This window comes from Candidatus Lokiarchaeum ossiferum (assembly GCA_025839675.1).
Lineage (GTDB): Archaea > Asgardarchaeota > Lokiarchaeia > Sigyniarchaeales > Promethearchaeaceae > Lokiarchaeum > Lokiarchaeum ossiferum.
Genome location: CP104013.1, coordinates 998,323 through 1,020,663, shown reverse-complemented (window position 1 = coordinate 1,020,663; position 22,341 = coordinate 998,323). Strand labels below are relative to the sequence as shown.

Annotated in this window: 17 protein-coding genes; 7 read left to right on the top strand and 10 right to left on the bottom strand. The window is 34.0% G+C overall.

Annotated elements, in window-relative coordinates; translation table 11 throughout:
* Positions 1–104: 104 nt before the first annotated feature.
* From NEF87_RS04105 to NEF87_RS04085, 5 genes are all read right to left on the bottom strand, one after another.
* A complete protein-coding gene (locus tag NEF87_RS04105; protein ID WP_457918767.1) occupies positions 105–2,666 on the bottom strand; it encodes a glycoside hydrolase family 38 C-terminal domain-containing protein in 2,562 nt (853 codons plus the stop codon).
* 16 nt (positions 2,667–2,682) lie between these two features.
* On the bottom strand, positions 2,683–4,431 hold the full coding sequence (locus NEF87_RS04100) for a class I mannose-6-phosphate isomerase (RefSeq protein ID WP_457918766.1): 1,749 nt from the start codon (positions 4,429–4,431) through the stop codon (positions 2,683–2,685).
* 2 nt (positions 4,432–4,433) lie between these two features.
* Positions 4,434–5,408: a BadF/BadG/BcrA/BcrD ATPase family protein gene (locus NEF87_RS04095; protein ID WP_457918765.1), complete on the bottom strand. Its 975-nt coding sequence runs from the start codon at positions 5,406–5,408 to the stop codon at positions 4,434–4,436.
* A gap of 30 nt (positions 5,409–5,438) precedes the next feature.
* Complete coding sequence (locus NEF87_RS04090; protein ID WP_457918764.1) at positions 5,439–6,863, bottom strand: MFS transporter; 1,425 nt, start codon at positions 6,861–6,863, stop codon at positions 5,439–5,441.
* 74 nt (positions 6,864–6,937) lie between these two features.
* Positions 6,938–10,084 carry a glycoside hydrolase family 38 N-terminal domain-containing protein gene (locus tag NEF87_RS04085; protein WP_457918763.1) on the bottom strand — a complete coding sequence of 1,049 codons (3,147 nt, stop codon included), beginning with the start codon at positions 10,082–10,084 and terminating at the stop codon, positions 6,938–6,940.
* Positions 10,085–10,298: 214 nt separating this feature from the next.
* On the opposite strand from NEF87_RS04085, the gene NEF87_RS04080 reads away from it, so the two are divergent.
* The gene (locus NEF87_RS04080; RefSeq protein WP_457918762.1) at positions 10,299–11,432 is read left to right on the top strand and encodes a LacI family DNA-binding transcriptional regulator; all 1,134 of its coding nucleotides are present in this window, start codon (positions 10,299–10,301) and stop codon (positions 11,430–11,432) included.
* Between the two features lie 45 nt (positions 11,433–11,477).
* Here the strand turns inward: NEF87_RS04080 and NEF87_RS04075 are convergent, their stop codons facing one another.
* The 4 genes from NEF87_RS04075 to NEF87_RS04060 form a co-directional block, all read right to left on the bottom strand.
* Entirely contained in the window at positions 11,478–12,797 is a 1,320-nt protein-coding gene (locus NEF87_RS04075) for a hypothetical protein (RefSeq protein WP_457918761.1), read from the bottom strand.
* Positions 12,794–14,443, bottom strand: coding sequence for an anaerobic glycerol-3-phosphate dehydrogenase subunit A (gene glpA, locus NEF87_RS04070; protein WP_457918760.1), 1,650 nt, complete (start codon positions 14,441–14,443; stop codon positions 12,794–12,796). Before glpA ends, NEF87_RS04075 begins: the two co-directional genes overlap by 4 nt.
* Positions 14,444–14,622: 179 nt before the next feature.
* Positions 14,623–15,225: a TetR/AcrR family transcriptional regulator gene (locus tag NEF87_RS04065; RefSeq protein ID WP_457918759.1), complete on the bottom strand. Its 603-nt coding sequence runs from the start codon at positions 15,223–15,225 to the stop codon at positions 14,623–14,625.
* 85 nt (positions 15,226–15,310) lie between these two features.
* A complete protein-coding gene (locus tag NEF87_RS04060; RefSeq protein WP_457918758.1) occupies positions 15,311–16,015 on the bottom strand; it encodes a DUF4386 domain-containing protein in 705 nt (234 codons plus the stop codon).
* A gap of 493 nt (positions 16,016–16,508) precedes the next feature.
* Between NEF87_RS04060 and NEF87_RS04055 the strand changes: the two genes are divergently transcribed.
* From NEF87_RS04055 to NEF87_RS04040, 4 genes are all read left to right on the top strand, one after another.
* The gene (locus tag NEF87_RS04055; RefSeq protein ID WP_457918757.1) at positions 16,509–17,402 is read left to right on the top strand and encodes an ATP-binding protein; all 894 of its coding nucleotides are present in this window, start codon (positions 16,509–16,511) and stop codon (positions 17,400–17,402) included.
* Positions 17,403–17,429: 27 nt separating this feature from the next.
* Complete coding sequence (locus NEF87_RS04050; RefSeq protein WP_457918756.1) at positions 17,430–17,684, top strand: 4Fe-4S dicluster domain-containing protein; 255 nt, start codon at positions 17,430–17,432, stop codon at positions 17,682–17,684.
* 49 nt (positions 17,685–17,733) lie between these two features.
* Positions 17,734–18,825: an NAD-dependent epimerase/dehydratase family protein gene (locus NEF87_RS04045; protein ID WP_457918755.1), complete on the top strand. Its 1,092-nt coding sequence runs from the start codon at positions 17,734–17,736 to the stop codon at positions 18,823–18,825.
* Positions 18,826–19,116: 291 nt separating this feature from the next.
* The gene (locus NEF87_RS04040) at positions 19,117–19,974 is read left to right on the top strand and encodes an SDR family NAD(P)-dependent oxidoreductase (RefSeq protein WP_457918754.1); all 858 of its coding nucleotides are present in this window, start codon (positions 19,117–19,119) and stop codon (positions 19,972–19,974) included.
* 96 nt (positions 19,975–20,070) lie between these two features.
* On the opposite strand, the gene NEF87_RS04035 is transcribed toward NEF87_RS04040, so the two are convergent.
* Entirely contained in the window at positions 20,071–20,376 is a 306-nt protein-coding gene (locus tag NEF87_RS04035) for a TIGR04076 family protein (RefSeq protein ID WP_457918753.1), read from the bottom strand.
* Positions 20,377–20,796: 420 nt separating this feature from the next.
* Between NEF87_RS04035 and NEF87_RS04030 the strand changes: the two genes are divergently transcribed.
* Positions 20,797–21,426: a TetR/AcrR family transcriptional regulator gene (locus NEF87_RS04030; RefSeq protein ID WP_457918752.1), complete on the top strand. Its 630-nt coding sequence runs from the start codon at positions 20,797–20,799 to the stop codon at positions 21,424–21,426.
* A 61-nt stretch (positions 21,427–21,487) separates the two neighbouring features.
* Positions 21,488–22,339: a type 1 glutamine amidotransferase domain-containing protein gene (locus NEF87_RS04025; protein ID WP_457918751.1), complete on the top strand. Its 852-nt coding sequence runs from the start codon at positions 21,488–21,490 to the stop codon at positions 22,337–22,339.
* The last annotated feature ends 2 nt before the right edge of the window (positions 22,340–22,341 follow it).

Here is a 22,341-nt window from a genome sequence, read left to right as displayed (position 1 = left end):
TGAAGTTGTAGATTGCGTCCAAGATCTTATAGATCAAACCCATTTAACTAGTATGTTAAAATTTGATAGAATAATTGGGAAAAATGCAAAAATTTCTCTTGTTTTCAAGGGTTAAATTCCGTTAACTTAATTTCACCTCGCATTTTTAGTGAAATAATTTCAAGAGGTTCGAGCTGAAGGATGTCCTTGGTTAACCTATTTTGCTTGTTTTGACCTATAATTTCCGCGATCGAGTCAGTATTCACGGTTATTTTGCAGTTTAGTATTGAATTTGATGCATTAAAGACTCTAACAGTATAAAAAATGAATTTTTTATCAAATTTCACATTTGTAATGATAATATTTTTGCTTGAAATTACTAAAGGGAATCTATTCTTGCTAATATTTTGAGTATTGTTGAAAACAAGCAAGGGTTGTCCCTCTTCGAGGGCAAATCGAGTAGTTACACTTTCATTAAATTTCTGGTGTGGATTAAAAACATATCTGAATAACGTGTTACCTGGTTGATCTGCCTTATAATTAGTCATCCAGTAATTATTCATTATATAGGAATAAAAAATGCCATTATACTCTGTTTTACGAAGCCATCCACATAGTTTTGGAGGACCAAAACGAATTGGATCGTGGGTCAAGATTCCAGATTTGAAGAGTGGTGCGTCCAGCAAAGCGCAGCTAACTCCATAATTTTGATTGGAAATATCTATCCAACGAGTTGCGGAGATAAAATTTCGATTAGCTCCGAGTAATTGATCTTTATCCACAACTGCAGACCCGAAGATCGTATCATATTTAACCCTACCATTTTTGATACTGAGGGGAAATTCAAAATAAATGCCTTCTTTCTTTCTTGAAATTGGACGATTAATCTGATTTGAAATATAGATTTTGGCTGAAATGGACTCAATCGAGATGATAGAGGAAATCATATTAGTTCGAAAAGCAGAAGATGTGATTTTGATGGAGGATATAATGGGACCATTATCAATAATCTCAATTTTCACATTTTTGGAGGAATCACGGACAAGTTGCGTACCCCATTTGGATTTGGCAAAAATAAAACCATTGAAATGTTTAGTATCTGTCTTCATTATAAGTTCTTCTCCCTTATATGAGATATTCTTAACGGTACCCCATTTTTCATCGATGGAAACCTCGATAAATTCATTTTTGAGAGTAAATTGATCAGAAATTAAACCTTTTTCTCGTTGGTCCTTAGTCTCTATGTTGCTTAGGAAATAGTTCTTTTTCCCAAAACCCGGTATATCGGTGGCGATAAACGCAAGTTTACCATCAGATAATCGTTGAGTTTTAAGGAAATTTCTCTGTTCGTCGGATATGCAGTTATATGGCGTATTGATTTTAATAACTTGGGTGATTGGCCAATTATGCGTGTTGACCACAGAGATTTCTGTGCAATCGATTTTTTTTTCAAAAAAGTTAAGCTTTTCTATATATGATGGTGGGTAGATGAGTTTACAGTGTGAAATGTCCTCAAGAAGGTGGAATGCATCTTTGTTAGCATTTAATGCCTTTTGCTTTTTCCACTCCCATTGACTTTGAACAAAGGGGTGATCAGGCGAACTAATGGAGTTATGCGCACCCCAAGTATGTTCATTGAAGAGATATGTCTTCTTCCATGTCGTGAGTATGCGATCTTGAAAGTCATCCTGAGCCATCATTGCAGACAAGATTGTCGCCTGTGTGAGTCTTTCTCCTGCCTCTCTGGCAATCGCAGTCTCTCGCGCTGTAGATGCTGCTCCATCTTCCCAGTAGGGGGTTAAATCTCCCGAAAATTCGGGAATGAGATTGCTATTTTTTCGAGAAAAATCGGCAAGGGCTTTGGCAGTAGTGGAGATTTCAAGTTTCATATGTGGGTATTTCTGATTCCAAGATACTACAATATTACTTAGTAAGGGATCTGGGGGGCCATTATCTGCCCCTATATTGTAGCGAATAATAATAGTGTCATATGGATAGTTTTGCTCTTCAAGTTTTTTCAGATACCGAGAAAGTCGTCGTGGATTCAATTTGCGTGATAAATTCTTTTTAGCATACATCCCTGAATGAAACCATGAGTAACCCTTCCCATGGATAAAAACTAACACCTTTTCTTGATTCGAAGGAGATCTCCAATAAAATGGTTTATCGCCCCACTCTTTAAGAAAATATCCAATACGATCACTTCGATTCGGTCCACTGGAGAGATAGTGAATATTATTTTCTGCCAAGGCAGTAACCAGTCCCCAATTCAATCCCGGAATATCGGTAATCATTGCAGATTCTATTGGTGTCTTAGTGAGGTGTTCCATTTGGGTTTTAATTTGAAAACTTTCCATCAATTCTTCTGGTCGGCATAATCCTGTTAATACATTCGCATACAATCCGTCCAAACCGATATAACCTTCTTGAACTAATCTCACAAATCGCTCTTTTTCTGATGGCGATGCCTGTTTCACCCATTCCTCAATTGCCCATAGAATTTCTGGGTTCCACCGAAATCTACAATGATCTGGTTTATGCTTGTGTTTATCAATAAGATCCATGGCTGTTTCTAAATGTTGAAACTGAATCTTTAATACTTCTTCTTGAGTGTGCGTATAGCCGATATCTAAATGAGTATGGTGCAGTAATACTATTTTCCAATTTCTTTTGAGATGATTTTTCATAAATATTTCACTCAGGTTACTTTGGGGTAGTTTTAATCGGTCTAACATAGGCATTGATTAGACCGATGGTCTTTCCTTCCGAAACTCCAAAAGGTCGAATTGTATATTCACCAACTGCAGCAGGAACAATGAACGTTTCAGCATAATGTATCTCAAAAGGATCGAAAGCATGGATTGGACTTTCCACAATCGCTTGTTGTCCCTCTACAAGATTTGAAACGTGAACTGTATCACGAGTATGAAGGACAATCACTTTATCAAACCAATATCGTCTTGTTTCAATAAATTCTAGGTCATGAAGACCTGTTCGTTCTTCGATGACTCCTCCATCATTCGACAGAACTTCAATGCGATTTACTAATTCTTTGGAGATCCACTTTGTATCTCGCTGAAATTGAATTACTTTCGAACCGTGATCAATATTGATTGGTCTTGGCTTTCCGTCTAAATCCAATCGATTCCAATCCCATAGTTTGAACGTAAAAATGTAGGGGGTTGCACTGATTTCTAACACCATTGTATCTTTCCCGCTACCATGAACTGTTCCAGCGGGAATCAAAATATGGTCGTGTTTCTTTACAGAAATTTTGTTGACAAATCGTTCTACATCCATTTGATTACTTATCTGGGCTTCTTTCAAAGCAGTGATAAATTCCTTGGGATTTATTCCGTCCTTCATTCCGAGATAAACGCAACTATTTTCTCGAGAATCTAAAATGTAGTACGATTCATCTTGTGTATACTCTATCCCAAATTGTTCTTGGATATATTTTTTCATTGGATGGACTTGTAGGCTTAAATTTTGACCATCCATAGTATCTAAAAAATCAAAACGGATAGGAAATTCGGCACCGAATCTGTGATATATATATTCTCCGAGTAAATTTTGGGGATATTTCATAATTAAATTCAATGCTGGCATTTCTAAATCAATTCCCTGATAAGAAAAGGTAAGACTATTTTCTTCAGGGACTCCATCAAAGCTCCATGCATAATTTACTTTTTCAGGATCTAAATTGCATACTTCCTTCATCCATTGTCCTCCCCATACTCCAGGATCAAAATAGGGTGTTAACCGAAAAGGTTGAGTAGAAATTTCCTTCAAAATTTCATTAAAAAATGATCCTTTCAGCATTTTCAAATGGTTATTTTTATTTCCATCGATATAGTAGTCAATCTTATCAAACAAACTTGTTTTTAATCTATCTGCAATCCGCCATTCGATGAAATAGCCTCGTTTATATTTTCGGAGCACATCTTCTGTCAGATTATTGAGTTTCCAATTTCCAATTTCATTTCTCCGAAACCTTTGCTGAATTTCCCAACGTGAGATGTCGATATATATCAATAAATCATAATGATCAACCAAAGATGCTCCAAAACCATATATTATGGTAGATTGTGTTTGATGGGTCGATTTCTGTAGTTTTTCTTGTATCGATTTCGGATATAAATCTGTGATCGAAAAAGGACACATTTTACCGAATATTCGGTCTTTTGTTAAATATGGGGCAAATTTCTTATTAATTTTCTTGATTGGATAGGAAAATTCATCGATTTTAATAATTTTCTCATATTCCAACGGTTCAACAAGTTGAGTTAAGATTTGTTGATAGTCAATACCTGGATAACATTCAATGACAATGGTTTGACTATGGGTAGATTTAATCTTATCAATAATTTCCGCAATATTCTCATAAATCGGGTAATCAATTTCTATCCGAGGGATTTTTTCATAGCCACTTTCGAAGGACACATATTTCACTTCTATTTCCTCCTATCTTGAATTAATTTAGAATTTGAGATCAAATAATCTTGGTAATTTTCATTGTTGATAGATCGGAAGGCAAGAATGGCAGAACCTACCACTGGTTCCCACTTTGATGAAAAAATTTTATATAGAGGTGCCGCTTTAGCAAGTTTTTCAAAGATTTTGGTCTTAAACTCAGAATTGCGGGTTCCCAAACTTCCAACAATAGCGATTTCTTGATTCTGTATATTCAGAGTTGCGATTATTGCCCTAAACATTAGTACTATTTCATCTGCTGCTAAATCAACTAATTGTATGGCAAGTTCATCTCCTACCTCGGCATATTTGGTTATTATTTTTGCGACTTGGGCCGTTTTTTCTCGCGAGATACTGTTGATGATATTAACATACCCAATATACCCTAGAATGTTGAAGTGATCTTGTATAGCCTTCAAAACAGGCGTGAATGGGATCCGCTTATCTAATGCTTTAGCAAGGTTTTTGAGCCCCAATCGTCCTAGATGATATGCACTTCCCGGATCTCCTTCCTTGAAAGAATATCCACCTACCCGATGTTCATTCCCATTCTCATTAATTCCAAATCCAACACTCCCGGTGCCGATAATGAAACAAATTCCCGGTTTTCCAAGCAAAGCGGCTGCATGTGCATTATATATGTCATTCTTGACTTGAATAATGGTGGAAGGGGTACAAATTGACCATGATTGAACTAAGGATCGGACAAGCTCAGCATCAGTAGGGGAAACTATCCCCCCCATTCCTAAAAAAATAGCGGCTAAATAAATTTTTTCTTGTGTTTGAGGAATAAGGTCTATAATTGCTTGTTCTATCTGTCGATGGACAATTTCTATGGGTGCAGAATCGATACTGGATGAAAAGGGGTTGGTTCGCATACCACAACATTCTCCTGTTGCACGAAACACTATCACACTTGTTTTGGTACCCCCTCCATCCACTCCCACAATATACATCGTCCTTATCTCTCTCTCCTTTCCAATTGCTTATATAACTTCCTCTGATTGCTTAACCAGATACTCTTTTTTCTTCTTTTCATGCAATAAATGAATTTTTTCTTGTAATTCTTTCAGTCTTTCTCCTTTGATTGGATAGAAATGTAAGACTATCATACCTAAGAGGTCAAATATGCATGGCATAATTAAAAGTAAAAATTTTATACCAAAGAACGCTTGTTCAGAAGGGATATAGCCTTCAGGAGCATTGTTCAAATAACCAAAAGCCACCAAAATACCAACAGCAATAATTGGACCCAGACTTTCAGCAATTTTGTTGAAGATTGCATTTGTTCCTAGAAACATTCCTTCACGCCGAGTATCATATTTGATTTCATCTTCATCTGCAACCAGATAAATATATGGATTCATAAAAACAATATAGCCTCCCAACACGAGTTTTATAAAAAATAATGAATACCAAATAATATCCAATCCTGCCTGAATACTAAAAAAGAATGCTGTTATAGAGATCAAGATTTCCAGAAATCTTCCCCACATAATTAGAGATTGCATTTCATATTTTTCCGATAATTTCACAAAGATCCAACTTCCCAACATCCCTGCAATTGTTAAAGCGACTAAGAGAATTGTTTCCCATCCCGTAGGAAAGAGAAGGGAATAGATAAAAATAAATGAAAAAAGCATTGTCTCGGTAATAACACGGAAAAATCTATACAAGGTAAAGATTACAAACCCGCGGGATTTGAAACATTGAATTAAAGATTGAATCACTCCCGGGGTATTATTTTCTTGGTGATATTCGGGTTTTTCCTTTAAATTTGACGCAGTAACATAAAAAATAATTATAGAAAGAATAGCAATCACTCCAGTAAATATCCGAAAACCAATGGGGTTATTTTGCACCAAGGTGATTGAAAAAAGAACCGGAATACTTGCAATCGTCCCAATAATTCCTGCCCAAAAGAAGATTTTGTTGCGATCTTCATATGTTTCTGCAATTTCTGGCAATAATGCATCCCATACGATGATTACTAAGGAGAGCATGTTATCAAAAAAGAACAAAGCAATAACGAAATGGAGGAAAATAATGATTTGATTATCATAACTCCACGGGAACCACATAAAAAAGAAAATAATGGCCCACAATGGTCCACCATATTTGATGAAAATCAATCTTCGGGATCCCCATTTTTTGATATCTATCCGATCACTCCATTGACCCAAGAGAGGATCATTTAGAGCATTAAACAAAGCATAGATAATCATTGCAATGTTATACAGAGTTTGATTTAAGCCCAGATAATCCCAGAAGAAATAAATATATATCATAGAAAATACTCCTGGAATAAGCCCAAAAGGGATCTTTATTGTAATATAATTCAAAATTTGTTTCCGATACTCTTTATTCCTTGGAATAACTTCAGAAATTTCCATTACTGTATTGGATGTCATAGTTTTTCACTTTTTTAATGTTTTTGTTTATACTTATTTTGTTTTAGAAAAAAATATCTTTAAAAACCAGAAAACTAAAAATCATAAGAATCATTGAGTTTCTGGGTGCTATTTACTCGTACAATTTGATTAGATGCAGTGATTGCAAAGATAAAGATGCGTCCATCATCTGGAAGAATGAGTTGTTGAGCATCTGTAGGTATATCAAGTTTTTTAGAATACATATAACCGTACTGATAGTATTGATCTTCTCCATTTTGGTGAGTATGAGTCGAATACCATTCCAAGCGATTTCGATTGATAAAACCCGGTTCAACTCCAATACATTTATTATACCAAATATAGTCTCGTTTGAATTTTTTGGAGTGTTTTGGAGGGTTCTTCCATATCCGGGTATCCCACAAACCTACTTTTTTGGTCATTGATGGGATTGAAGATATTGTTGATTGAAAATCTTCTCCCTTCGAATTTCTCCATGTAAAAGTTCCTTTGCATTCTTCTTCTGCAGCAATTAAAATTGAAAGGGTATTGTATTCATGAGGAAGAGAAATTACCTGTCCTTTGCATCGCACTGAATTTAAGTTTTTTTCCTTCACTAACTGATATAATATATTTCCCGCCTGGATGTGAGATGGAACTAATTCATTTGGATATAACCCTTGTACTTCATGATTTTTACTAATCATTCGATAATTGTAGTCAAGATTTACCACACTTTGCAATATTTTCGGAGATTTTTGATCATTTTGAAGGATTAGATGATATGAACGAATACCATTCGCGGGGACTTGTACTTTGAACGAGGTTTTTGTGTGATCGGTATTACGAATCTTTTCTTCAAGACCATCTACTTCCCAAACAGAAGCAATTTTTAAAGTTGGGAATGTAATACTTATTGTTGCATTCGCTTCTTTTCCAAATCGTTCATACAAGCGAATGATGATCCCATCACTATCTTCGGATTTTTTTACAGCAGTTATTCCAATTTGTTTCGATGAAACCTCTAATAAAGAAAATTCATCTTTTTTATAAGATGAGATCTCGTCTTTTATAGCAAATGAACGAATTGGCTGGTTAAAACTACGAGCCATAATGTCTGTTGATCTAAAATCTCCCTTATGGCCATAAATACCATATCTTATCACGTGTTCTCCCCAATCGTGATATTTTTGATCTCGAAATCCATTAAATAGACGGGTGCTTGGGGTGTAGATCAACGTCATTCGCAATGTGTCATCCGCAGGATGATCATACCCAAATTTAGAATCTTCCATTAAGGATATTCCCCAATCTTGATCGCTCACGTCTACCCATAGCCTAGAAGGCATTTCATATAATTTCGGATTATTGAGACCTCGTTTGATTCGAGATGTTTCCCAATTATAGGTTACTTCAGAATTTTCTATATTACTTGTAAGAGCAAATTTACAAGAACAACCCAGTTCTCTCCACTTGATACGCTCAGTAAATTCGACAACTTCCGAATCTTGACTCAGAGAAATTTCTTTTACAAATACAGATTTATTAAAATTAGTTGTAATTTGGAGTGTACATCGAATAGGACCATTCTCTAATATAGAAACTGTGTCTCCAGCTTCAATTCTCTGATAAGGGGGTTTTTTTCGGTCATTCCAATCCATATTCCAAGATGGAAATGCTCTCGGCTTTTCTTTCTGAAATTCATAAGCCAGAGGTTTTTTCAAAAGTTCTTTTTCCAGCTTTTTATGGAAGATAGATTCAATTTTACCCTTATGAGTGACTTGTACTCGATAAAATGTATTTTCCAAGCAAAATTGTTCTTTTGTGGTCTCAATTCGAATTGAATTATAATTATTGGTGTTTGAATTAGTTTCATTGATATCAAAAGAATATCTTTTCCAGCTGAAAGGAGGTAATTTTGGGGAGAAAATGGCAGAACATTTTCCATTTTCATACTTTTTGAACTGAGCAGGAAAGGAAGTACCCTCTGAATCATATATTGAAATATTAACGCTTGAAATTTGTTCAGGAAGGTCAATTCCAACTTCAACAGCCTCATTTCGGGATTCACCAAGAGGATTGAATAACAGAATTGATCCATCTCCTGGAATATAAGGCGCTATTGCAGTTGCTGCATCTTCTAAAACAGACGTCCAAGTGTTTAAAGCAACGACTTCATCGTTTTGTGAATATAAATACGCTGTTGGGGTGCAAGTTCCGGGTAAAATATCGTGCATTTGATTACCAATCATGCGATGCCATGCAGATCTAATTTTTTCAGCGGGATAAACTGCTCCCGCTACGAGAGTTCCAGATATTGCAGCAGTTTCTGCAGCAAAAGCAAGTTGTTCGTTTTTTCGATTCCACCGTTTCATAATTGCAGCTGAGGTAAGTGTCCCCGCACTATGATTGATCAGTAAGAGATCTCCGGTATATTCATCCATTTTTTGCTTTTCTTGTTCAGTAATCTCAATGAAAAATTGATCTGCTGCTCCTTGTCTTACAGTTAATTCATCAGTTGATGCTTTCATACTTTTTATTGCATTTCTGACAGATGCTTCTTTAGGGGCTCCACCAATATCGCCAACACCATAGTATTGAAAGGATTTCCATATCCCGTTTTTTAATCCTAATCTTTGGAGATGAGCTAATCGTTTCTTATTGTGTTGAACCATCCGGAAAAGTTGAGATACATATGCTCTTGGGTTTAATGCACTTACTAATTCCGCACCATCTGGACCTTTCCAAATACCAATTTCAAAGGGTATTCCAACTGCTGAATTCCAAGTCAATTTTTGACTCGAAAACCCTTGAATTCCACAATGGGTTAAAACACTCGGCATATTCGCAGGAAATCCAAAACAATCTGGGATCATATAATCTTTACTTGTTTTTCCAAATTCTTTCCTAACCCAACGGTCACCATATAGAATATTCCTGATCATGGATTCAACAGAAGGAACCAATGCATCGGTTTCATCAAGACAAGTTCCAGCTATATGCCAGCGTCCGTCGGCAATAAGTTGCTTGATCTTTGCAAATTTCTCCGGGTAATATTCTTTCATCATGGAATAGCGAATAGCACCAGTAAAGTTGAAACTATGTTCAGGATATTTATTGTATAACTCCAAATTCTCTTCAATGGTGTTCTTAATATATTTTTTGATGGTAGTTGGATATTCCCAACGCCACTGGGTGTCTAAGTGTGCATATGGAACGAGATAAATTTCTTTTTTGATCATTATTTTTTTCAACTGATTAAATTAGATATATCAACTTCTGAAATATTAATTAATATGTTATATCAACATATATATGTTTTTCTTTTGTTCCACTTAGCACAGTTATAGTCCATTATTTTGACTTTTCAAAACGTATTTGATATATCAAATTTATATAGCTTGTTAAATTACTTTATTTGCATTTTAAATTAAAATCTCAAAGGATGTGCTAATAATGTCCAAGAAACCTAAATATGAAATAATCTACGAATTTTATAAGGAACAAATTCTTGCGAAAATTATTGCCTCTGAGGAAAAATTACCTACTGAGATGGAAATTGCAAAAAAGTTCAAAGTAAGTCGAATTACTGTAATTAGGGCGCTGAATGATCTTGAACAAGATGGATTTATCAAGAAAATACAAGGAAGTGGATCATATGCCAAGAATTACGGTGAAAGCCTCGTCACAGCATCTTCTTCACCTGATATCATATCCTTAGTTCTCCCATATGATGAGAATTTTAAACAAAATTTCTTGAAGGGTATTGAAGATGTGGCAAAAACTCAAAACTACTTTGTTACATTTCACCAAACCACCGCAAATCTTGATTCGGAAAAAAAAGTAATTTTAGATCTTATTAAACGTGGTTCTAAGGGCATTATATTATATCCCTCAGATTCTCCAATCAACATGGAATTATATAGTAGTTTACTCATCCAGAAATTTCCATTAGTTTTAATAGATCGGAAAATTTCCGGACTCGATTTTCCAATTATTTGGACTGATAACCATTCGGGATATTATGAGATCACAAATCACTTGTTAGAATTAGGACATTCGAAAATAATTTTTGTAGGAACATCTGTATATTCAATTTCATCCGAGCTAGAAAGGTATGAGGGCTTTTGCAAAGCTCATATCGATCATAAAGTACCATTATTGGACAAACATCTATATTTTCAAGAAGATATTGCAAACATACCTTCAGATTATAAACCCGATTTAGATATTGAACATCGAGCCATTAATTATTTATTTGATCTATTACTGGACATACCACAATCAAAACGTCCAACTGCAATTGCTGCAGTAAACGATTCTATCGCGGAATTAGTTATAAAAATAGGATTAGAAAGGGGAATTTCAATTCCGAGAGATTTTTCCGTAATAGGGTTTGATGATCGCGTGTTCGCCGCACATCTTCCAATCCCTCTTACAACAGTTTCACAACCTACGTACGAAATTGGACATCAAGCTGCTTTAATATTGTTCAATCTTATAAAAAATCCCGATTCCAAGATGTGCGAAAAAAAAATTAAAGGTAGATTGCTCATTCGTAAATCCTCAAATCACCTTAATAGAAATTGAAGATAAGCGTTTTAAAAAATACCATAGAATTCTAATTCGTCACTTTTATTCTATTTTCGTCAATTCCTTAAATATTTGATAAGCGGGGATTATTACCGTTCCCATTCCGGTTTCATTTAGAATTTCATCGTCGTCTGTGATCTCGGGGGAAAACAAAAAGATAGAACTTCCTGCTGCAAAAATTTTTCCGGTATCCATAAAAGAAGTTGCATCTTTTGAAACTTCTGTGCTAACTAATTCAAAATTTTTGGATAGAATGAGATCTTGAACATCGCTTTCATTCGGTAGTGAGTTTTCTATAAAAAGTTTGAATTGCCCTTCAGCAAAAATGGAACCACAAGCAATAATCACATATTTTGAATGGATCATCATGTTTTCATGCTTTTTGTTCTCAAAGACACAATTGAATCCCTCATCTGTCTTAATTAATGTTTTTAAGGCGTATCCTTTATCCATCTTAATCAACGAATTCTTATTATCAATTCTTTTTTTAAAAGATAGATTTAATCGCTCTGCAATTATTGAAGGGGTTAAAGAAATTAATTCATAGGTCTGGCAATCAAGTTTTAATGAAATATTTTTTAATATTAGATCATTATGGAGTAAGCCCATTATTGGTGGAAATAAGATTATCCTTATAGGATCTATTGTTGTAGGCTCTTTTTTATAGATGAGCGGCCGAATTATATCAATTAACGGATCCATATTTTCTTTATTGGAATCGAAAAAATTTGCAACCATCTTTGGCGATAAAAAGGCCGAATACGATTTTGTGAAGAAATTAGGTTTGATTTTTTCAAATACTTCTTTCAATGAAACTTCAATCACTTGATAGTCGCCCTTAAATTTTTCCATAAGTCCTTTAGCAACTAAATTCATTGAAGAAAGATCAAATTCTTTGAAATCTACTAAATAAACTTCCGCATTTTCTTTCAGATTTTTGAAATCGCTAAATATTGAGTTCCATTTTCCATTCGTTTGCTTCATTGTTCCAAATGGACTTAAAATATGTTTGTTTGTAAATTTTGAATCTTCATTTCTAAATGGAGTCAATTCTGACATCTCTGAGTAGAATTCCTTTAAGGCTTCTTGGATCAATTCAGAATTGGTAAATTGAAATGGATGTTTTGGGTTATTTTTAATAAATGAATTGAAATTAAATCCCTTGGAATTATCAATTGATTTTAAAATATTCACAGAACCAAGCCAAAAATTTGATGCTCCCGTTCCTAATGATACAATATTTGTTTTGAAGTTACCCTTAACCATTAAACGTGCCGTATTTAACCCTGCAAATCCATCCCCAATGATACAAACATCACAGTCTTTTTCAATGGTGTTTGAAGGTTTTAAATTTTGATTCAATTTAATCCCCCTCCAAAGAGATACATAAATTTTGATAATTTTATTTGCCTTTTCATATTTTGATCAGACCACTGTTCCGTTTTCCAGCGCTTGAATAGTGCCTCTTTTAATTCTTCGATAATTTGAGCATGGGATTTTGTAGTCAATTGAGTTTCGATATCTGCAATTTTAAAAAGACAAAATTGCCCTTGACATCTTCCCATTCCTTGCCGTGTTCTTCTTCTGTAGTCATCGATTCGCGATACATGAAGATTTTCTTTAACCCAGCGGATTTCTGATTCAGACACTGATTCACATTTACAAATAATACGATCGTTGATAATTTTCCATTTGCCATTCAAACATTCTTGGCAGATTTCGGTCATTTCTTCTATGAAAGAGCCCCATTTTAAACTTATATCAAAAGCATTTTTGTCATCAGTTTCTAATAGTGTTTTCAATTCTATCTTCGAGTAACTATTTTTCCCGCCAGGTAGTATTTTTTCATGAGTAATGCATTTTGAAGTATTTCCAAGTTTTGAACAAACCAAATTTGAAATTTCTTCGGCCATTAATCGGTAAGTGGTCATTTTTCCCCCAAAAACAGTAATCAAACCCGGAAATCCTTGTTCTTCATAATCCACAATAACATATTTTCGAGAGATATTTGAAAGTTCTCGCTCTCTTTCTTTCTTTTTTGTTTGGTCTAGTTTAACTAAAGGTCGCACTCCAGAATAGTACCGCAACATGCGAGATTTTTCTAATTTAGGAATTAATTTAGCTCCCGCATCCTTTAACTGTTGAATTTCCGAATCTGTAGGGCTAACAGAATCAATGTCATTTGATTTAACTTGAATAGACGTTGTTCCAACTATTATGGATTGATGTGATGGAACAATTATATCACCATCTTTCGGATATACTAATCGATTAATAACGGAATTTACCAATCGTTTATCATATATAATAAGGGTGCCCATCATGGGAATTAGTTGTAAAGGTTCTGAAACATGTAATTTTTCTTCAATTTCATTGGCCCATGGTCCAGTAGCATTGACTATAATCTCCCCATAATAATTTTGGACTTCCCCATTTTGCATATTTTTGGTCTTGACACCAATTATTTTCTGTTTATCTCTAACAATATCAATAACCTTCGTGTATGGATGAATTTTCGCTCCATGTTTTTCAGCATCTAATATATTGTAATACGTTAATAAGAAAGGATCGATATAAGCATCTGAAACTTTATATACTTTGATAATCTCATCACTACATTCTGGTTCTAAAGTTTTAAATGTTGATAATGAAATTTCCTCACACTCAACCCCTGATTCAAGGCAATATTGTGGAAAATGTTTTATATAATCAGGATCATCGCCTTCAAATCCCACAAAATAACCATTGCAAGGATCTATTATATGGGGGGCTATATTCTTTAAAATTTTGTTTTCCTTTGAACATTCTTTTGCCGCAACTGGATCACTTTTAACATATCTAGCACCTGAATGTAATAAACCATGACATCTTCCTGTAGTTCCTTCTGCAATGTCCTTTTTTTCAAATACAATTACTTTGAGCCCTCGCAATGATAGATCCCTCGCGATTCCTGCCCCAGTTGCACCCCCTCCTATAATTATTGCATTATAATTTAATTTATCTTGCATGGAATTTTCACGTTATTGATACTTTATTTATAATTCATTTAATACTTATTTTTTTAATATGAATTGATTATGATATCAATATCTGAACATCAATAACCTATTATTTAGTTGAATAATATTTACGATAATCAAGTTTTTCCTTTAGATCCATAGCAAATTTTTAATAAAAATTTCGTATATCAATCTGGTTTCATTCCTCGAATAAAAAGTTGAAGTGCTGTTGATATGTCGTTTTTGATTACTTCATTTCTTTCTTGAGTCATAATTTCCATACTCGTTGATGGTTGATAAAAATTATATATTCCATCTACTAAAATAAAGAGATAGTTTGATACTTTTTCTACATCAAATTTTCTGAAAATACTGTCATTTATACACTTTTGAAGAACCTTCATCAAAATTTTTCGTTCTTCCATCCCAATTTCTTCAACTATTCCTCCTCCGAAATTATTAAATGCAATTAATTCATCTTGGGTGATTTGAGTAAGAATATACGATTGCTTATAGAGCCATTCAAGCCGTTTTTGAAAATATTTGATAATTTTTTTGTCACAAGATAGATCTTTTTCAATTTCTTCCCTTAATTCTCTTACGAGGGTTCTATAAGCATCAGTAACTATAGTAATATAAATTTCACCTTTATTATTAAAATAGTAATACATTGCAGCCTTACTGAGGCCAACAATATGACTAATATCTTCCATAGTGGTTTTTTTATAACCATACTTGGCAAAACACTGTTCAGCCGCAGTTAAAATGAGTTTTCGCTTATCTTGCTTCATTCTCTACCAAAAACCATGCAAATTTATATGAATTATTAAAAAAAAGTTTGGGAGTTAAATTGTGTTTTCATTTTGTAATTTGGTTTTACTTTTGATCCAACTGCTGAATAGCTTCTACATTAAATCCTTTTATCACCATTGTGAAACCGAAAATTAATTCATAAACTAATGTCGGAAGATGAAACATTGTTGCAATAATACTAGAATCTGTGTATACACCGAAGAACACGAGAATCTGATTCATCAAGGCTAAAAAGATGCCAACTAGAGCAAAGCTTGCCATCCATCTTGGAAGAAGTTTGGTTTGATAAATTATTAAACTATACATCAATGCTCCAATGTTAAAACAAATTGTTCCGATTAGTGAAAGGGAATCACTTAAATCACTTAGAGTAGAATTTAAAATCACATAGTAGGATTGATTCGATACCTCGGAAGCAGCATATTCAGAACTGAGATTTAATAAAACTAAGAAAAGTATAACATTAAAGATGTGAGACACACTTTCTAAAAGTCGAAAACTTACAGCTGCGAGTGCCATTGGTTGATTTTGTTTTTTCATTATTGGATATAATGGAATTGCAATGCTGGCGCATGCTATCCCCATTAATAGTATCATGAAGCTGCCAAAGAGTATCTTCAATCGATTTTCCGAAAACTGGGTAATATCGGCTCCAAAATTGGAAAGACCTCCGAAAAGGACTGCGCCAATAATTCCCGTAAGGATTGCCATTAAGAAAAGTATTCCGCTTGCGCGTGCTTGTTTCTGATATGATTGTATTGAGTCCATTTTATTCTCACTTTTTTAATTGTGATTATTCATGATTCTAAATACGATATAAAAATCTGAATAACTGACTTTTTTAGTCAGTAATTCAAATTAAATTTTCCTAAAATACAATGCAATGAAGGTTATTTTTTTTTAGATTTAAAAAAAATTTTATTGCTATAGAATCCATCTCTAATAATCTGAATAATATTTAATTCCAATCCTTCAAAAAATAGCAAGAAGGTGAATTTTAAATAGCTAAAACCAATAAATGTTATAATTGGGTCAATTATATATCTTAAAATCATTTTCATGGATTTTACCAACTTAGGCATTTTCATGTATTGGCAAAAAAAAAAATTAATCTATATGTAGAAGTGATGTAAAAAACCATGTAGACTAACCTATTCTACTATATAGAGAAGATTGAAAAAGAATTTCGCAAAATTGGCTCTATTTATTACGATTCACCCTCAATGTTTAAATTTGATTCTGCTTAAGAAATAAGCAAGGTATGTGTGATCATTGTCTGCAACATGGTTCTGCTGGAAAATGGTATTTGAATGCAAAAAACTATACAGCAGAAGTTCTTGAAGAAATGGGTAAAGATGAAGCTTTTTTGAAAGAATTTCTGCTTGAGCAATACAAAACTTTTGAAGCGATGCAAGTTCGACAAGTTGCAGGATTTAGCGCAGTTGGTTTAGGGTATAAAATGCAAATTCCTCTTGTGGGGCGTTTGATCAAAACTTTTGCAGAACGCATGTTACACACAAAAAAAACCACTTTTAATCCATTCAAAGCCGAGGGGCACATTGGTCAAGTAGTTCCCCTCGATGATGCGATTGCGATTTTAGATCGGTGTGTTGATGAAAATACAATTATTATGAAATATTGCATGTGCCGATTTATGAGTAGAGCAGAGAAAGAAGCGTGTTGTATTAATTTTGGGGTTATGAGTGATGTTATTGATAAACTTCCCCGCTTTATCCCAGAGCCCGATGAAAGTCAATTCCGAATTTCTAAAGAAGAAGCAATTCGGAAATTTACAGAATTTAATAAAAAAGGATATGTTGGAACGATTTGGTATGGTGCATACCCCCTAATCAACAATCTTTGCGCTTGCAAATCGCCAGAATGTGCTGGATTTCGACCTCGATTGGATTTTGGGATCAAATCTATTTATAAAGGCGAATATGTGGTGGTGCATAACGAAAATAATTGTCAAGGATGCAAACAATGTGTTCTGAAGTGTCAATTTGGAGCAATAAGTTTTAATGAAAACTTAAAGCAAACCGAAATTGATCCTCACCTCTGTTATGGATGTGGGGTTTGTATGCATGCTTGCAAATTTGATGCCCTTAAAATAATTCCCCGAAATGAAATGGAAGCCGTGCGCGGAAGATATTAATTATTTCTTAAATGGAAGCCACAATGAATGAAAAAAACAAAAATTCAAATAAATTATGATATCTGTGGAGATGGGCACAAAATTGATCCTCGTCAGTGTGCTATATGTATGAAGATTTGCCCTCCTGCATTGTTTCTCTTGCATCAATCATTGAAATTATTTCAAAAAGATGATCCCCTTGATCCACAATATTGGAGGATTACACCCTTATATCCTTCGTTATGTACCCGCTGTATGCAATGTGTTGAAAAATGCCCAGAACATGCAATTCAAATTAAATAATTTTAAAATTTGATTATCGATACTTCCAAAACTAAAAAAGTGAGAACAAATGAACGAAATTTCATCTATAAATCCCTTAAATGACCTGAAATCAGAAAAATTTACCGATAATTTAACTAATCAAGCCACAGAAAAGACTTATCAAAAGCAAGATTTGGGTAACTGTCTTGTTATTGGTGGGACCGGTTTATTAGGAAGGGCTTTAGTCCAAATACTCGAAAATCAAGATATCTCCGTAAAAATCATGGATATCAGTAATTCAACAAATCATCCGAATTTTCAACTAGGTGATATTACAAAGATTGAGCAAGTGGAAGACAATTGTCGAAATATAGATACTGTGTTTCAAACAGCAGCAGCAATTTGGGACCCAAAATTGCCAAAATCCACCTATTATGATGTGAATGTGACTGGGAACCAAAATGTTGTTCAAATTTGTCAAGAACTGCACATTCCTAGATTAATTTACACCAGTACGATGGATGTGGTCTGTTCGGATGAAAAAAAAGCCTACTGCAATGTTGATGATTCAATGAGTTATCCTGATAAGCTCCCGAAAGATCACTATTCTCGCAGCAAAATAATTGCAGAACAGCTAGTTCTTGAAGCCAACGGAAAAAATGGCTTGAATACTTGTGCATTGCGTCCAGTTGGAATGTATGGTCCTGGAGATAAATATCATCTTGCAAATTTTATTAAAATGGCACAAAAAAAGAATAAATTTCGTCTTGGGAATGGGTGTGCTAAATTTAGTCATCTTTATTCTGAAAATGCGGCATATGCTCATTTTTTAGCAGCACAAAAGCTTTCTCCAGAATCTAATATTGCTGGAAAACACTACTTTATTACAGATTATCCAGGGGAAAATATTTTTGATTTCATGATACCATATTTACAAGAATTTGGCCTTTGCATTCCCACACGGAAAGTTCCCTATCGAGTTGCTTATTTTCTTGCTTCTCTCATTGAAAAAGTGTATCCCAAAGCAACATTGAATCGTTTCTCAGTTGTTCAAACTTGCTTGGATCATACATTTATAAGCAAACAAGCTTCTCTTGATTTTGGATATGCACCGATCATCTCAAAAGAGACTGCATTTAAAAAAACAGTCGAATGGTTTAAACAGAACTATTCTTTCTGACCGGATTTATTAAATCAAGCACGGAATCATAGTGAAATTCAAAGTAATGATGAAAAATCTCGTTATGGATAATTTTGATATTTAGTTTATTTGGGATTAAAAACAAGACTTCTCTTTATGATTGGAAATTTATTCTCACCTAAGTCTTACAATAGGTTCGATTCCCCTCGAGAGCTGCCACTTTTGTAATTTCACGTGTTTTTTTTATAAAGATTGGTACCCTACTTTCTCTTTATTTTGTTTTAATATTTTTACTCATAATTTATATAGTAACTGTTCCAAATTTAAATAATGATTTCTAATCTAAAGGATGCAATTTGTATTGTTACTGGAGGAACCAGAGGTGCTGGACGTGGGATCGCACTTGAATTAGGGCAACAGGGTGCTACAGTAGTAGTCACCGGAAGAAGTTTAAATCATAATTTTACAGAAAAAAATCCAGAAACTTTGAATGAAACTGCACAATTGGTTGAAGAAGTAGGAGGCAAATGTCATCCAATTATGTGTGATCATACGAAAGAAGATGATATAATCAAAGTAAGTCGAATGATAAAAGAAAAATTTGGTAAAGTAGATCTTTTGGTTAATAATGTATGGGGAGGATATGAAAGGTATGATAACACTTTTGATGATAATTTTTGGAAACAACCGCTATGGAGATGGGATAAGATGTTCAATAGTGGAGTCCGTGCGCATTTTCTAACAAGCAAATATATTGCACCAATAATGATGGAACATAAGTACGGATTGATTATTAATACTACTTTTTGGGATGAAGGTCGGTTTTTTACACCTCTCCCCTATAATGTCGCTAAAAATGCCGTAAATAGGTTAGCATACTGCATGGCTCTGGAATTGAAAAAATATAACATAGCTGTCTTATCACTATCTCCAGGATGGATGAGAACTGAAAAAATCAAACGTGAATATCTGGTTGATGATTATAACTATAAAGAAATAGAAATTCTAAAAAAAACTGAATCAACCCGATACATTGGTAAAGCAGTAGTTTCTTTACTTACAGACCCAAATATTAAGGAAAAAACAAGCAAAGTATTGTATGTTGGAAATTTAGCGAGGGAATATGGTTTTACAGATCTAGATGGTTCTCAACCTGAAAGATGTATTGCCTCAGATGTAATTGAATGATTAATCAAAAAATGTGATTTTTTCTTCGAATCCCTTCGAGAACCACCTTTAGAGTTAAACTTGAGTTAAGACCTATTTTCTTATGAGCAAAAGCTTTTAATCATTAATTTTTTCAATTTTAAAGCTCACTGGCCGATAAGCATCGGTACAACACATCACAAATTCGTTCGGATTGGAAGAAAAATGGCTCAAATTCCCGTCAAACAAGAAAGAAATAATAACCCGCTGGATATCCATCCATGCCCAATCGCAGAAATTTGCAGGTTTTTCGAACGAGTCTACAATAAATTCTTGTCCTTCTTCAAATACACTACAAATTGGGGGAATTTCCCTGCGATGCTGTTCAGCTAACTCTTTATTCACGCTACGTTGAATTACAGTAATTTTAACTTTTTTTAACATAAGATCACATTTCCTTGAATAAATCAGAGATTATAGATATTTTGAAGTATAAATTCAATGTTCTACAAAATTATCTATTTGATTATTAATAAAAGCTATGTTGTAAAAAAATTTCTTTTAAAATCGATTCCCCTCGAGAGCGGTTCTACTCGTATCACAGGTGTAATACATAAGGTTGTATTACCCATGTAACACCGGAGTATAATATTTGTATCGGATTTCATCTTTCAAGATTTTTCTCTAAGGACATATGGAAGAATCTGAAAAATTCTTGGTGTATTAAAATTCTTTGTTGAATGAGAACGAGATTTTGTGTTACCTATGGTTATTCTTGATCGGCTCTCTCCTTGAGATTTTTCATTATTTTATAAAATCAATAATTATATAAATTAATATTTATTATAAAAAAATAGTTAAAAAATGCCTCGAAAACCATCTCCTACCAGGATTGAAAACAAGAAAAATGAAATCATTAGTGCAGCATGGGGAATTTTCAGAAAAAATGGTTATAAAAAAACAACTATCGTGGAAATTGGGAATGAAATAGGGCAAAGTCAGGCAAATATTTACTATTATTTCAAAAATGGAAAGGAACAAATTTATGTAGAATGCCTTTTAAATGAATTAAGTAAGCTTAGACTTAAATATGAAGAGATTTTTTCTAAAAGGTCCCCGATTAAAGAAAAATTAATCGAATTGTTTAGCTTGAGACTAAATTTTTTCCATGAAAATATTATCACTGAGCAATTAAGTGATTTAAATTTAAAACGAGTTTTACCAGAACTTAAGGAGAAACTCTTTAAAATTTTAAAATTAGAACGTGAAATGATTCAATCTGTTCTTGAGGATGCTAAACAAAATGGTGAGATTAATTCTCCCGATACTCACCAAACTACAGAAATGCTTATTCATATCTCTCAAGGTATTCGTTTTGAATATAAGTTCAAGTATTTGCTAACACAGCAAAAACCCCAGTTAGATAATATGTTGGCTGAGTTGAGACAAGCATTACACATTTTATTTGAAAATGGTAATTTTAAAATGATATGATGGTAATTTGTGCAATTTTTTTTATAAACCAAAACAACAAACAAAAAAAGGTGAAGTAACAATGATGACAAAGAGAAAAAGAACTGCCCTAATCGTATGTGCAATATTTTTGGTGGTACTCAGTACGACAACAATATTACTGCCATCAATACTACGAGGTATGGGTCTTCATCCACATTTCGAAGGGGACGAAATTTTTGATATGAGTGGTAAGAAAGCGTTAGTTATCACTACCAGTCATGATACTTTAGATGCAACAGGGGAAGCTACTGGTGTATTTGCTTCAGAAATGACTGTTCCATATTATTCATTTTTGGATGCAGGCATGTCAGTAGATGTAGCAAGTATTCAAGGAGGAGAAATCCCGGTTGAACCAGTAAGTACGAAATGGCCTCTCAGGACAGAGCAAGATAAGCGTTTCTTAAACGATGCTGATCTGTTAGATAAAGTGGAAAATTCATTAATTATTGACAATATCAATTTTTCCGAATATGATGTAGTGTATATGGCTGGAGGATGGGGTGCTGCCTATGATTTAGGGCAATCTGCTATTCTTGGTCAAAAAATTACTGAAGCCTATGCAAGTGGAGTTATTTTGGGTTCAGTGTGTCATGGAGCATTAGGATTTTTACAAGCGAATGATACTGAAGGAAATCCATTAGTTGAAGGTCGAACAATGACTGCTGTGACGGATAAACAAATTGAAGAGTTAGGAATTTCCCACACACCTCTACATCCAGAAACCGCACTGAGAGAAGCAGGGGCCAATTTTGTTAGTGCGACTGCCTTCCGGGATATGTTTGCAAGTTGGGTAGCCATTGATGAATCGAACCAGATTGTTACTGGACAAAATCAAAATGATGGCGCGGAAACCGCATATGAAATGATGAAGCTAGTGTATTATGGGAGTTGAGA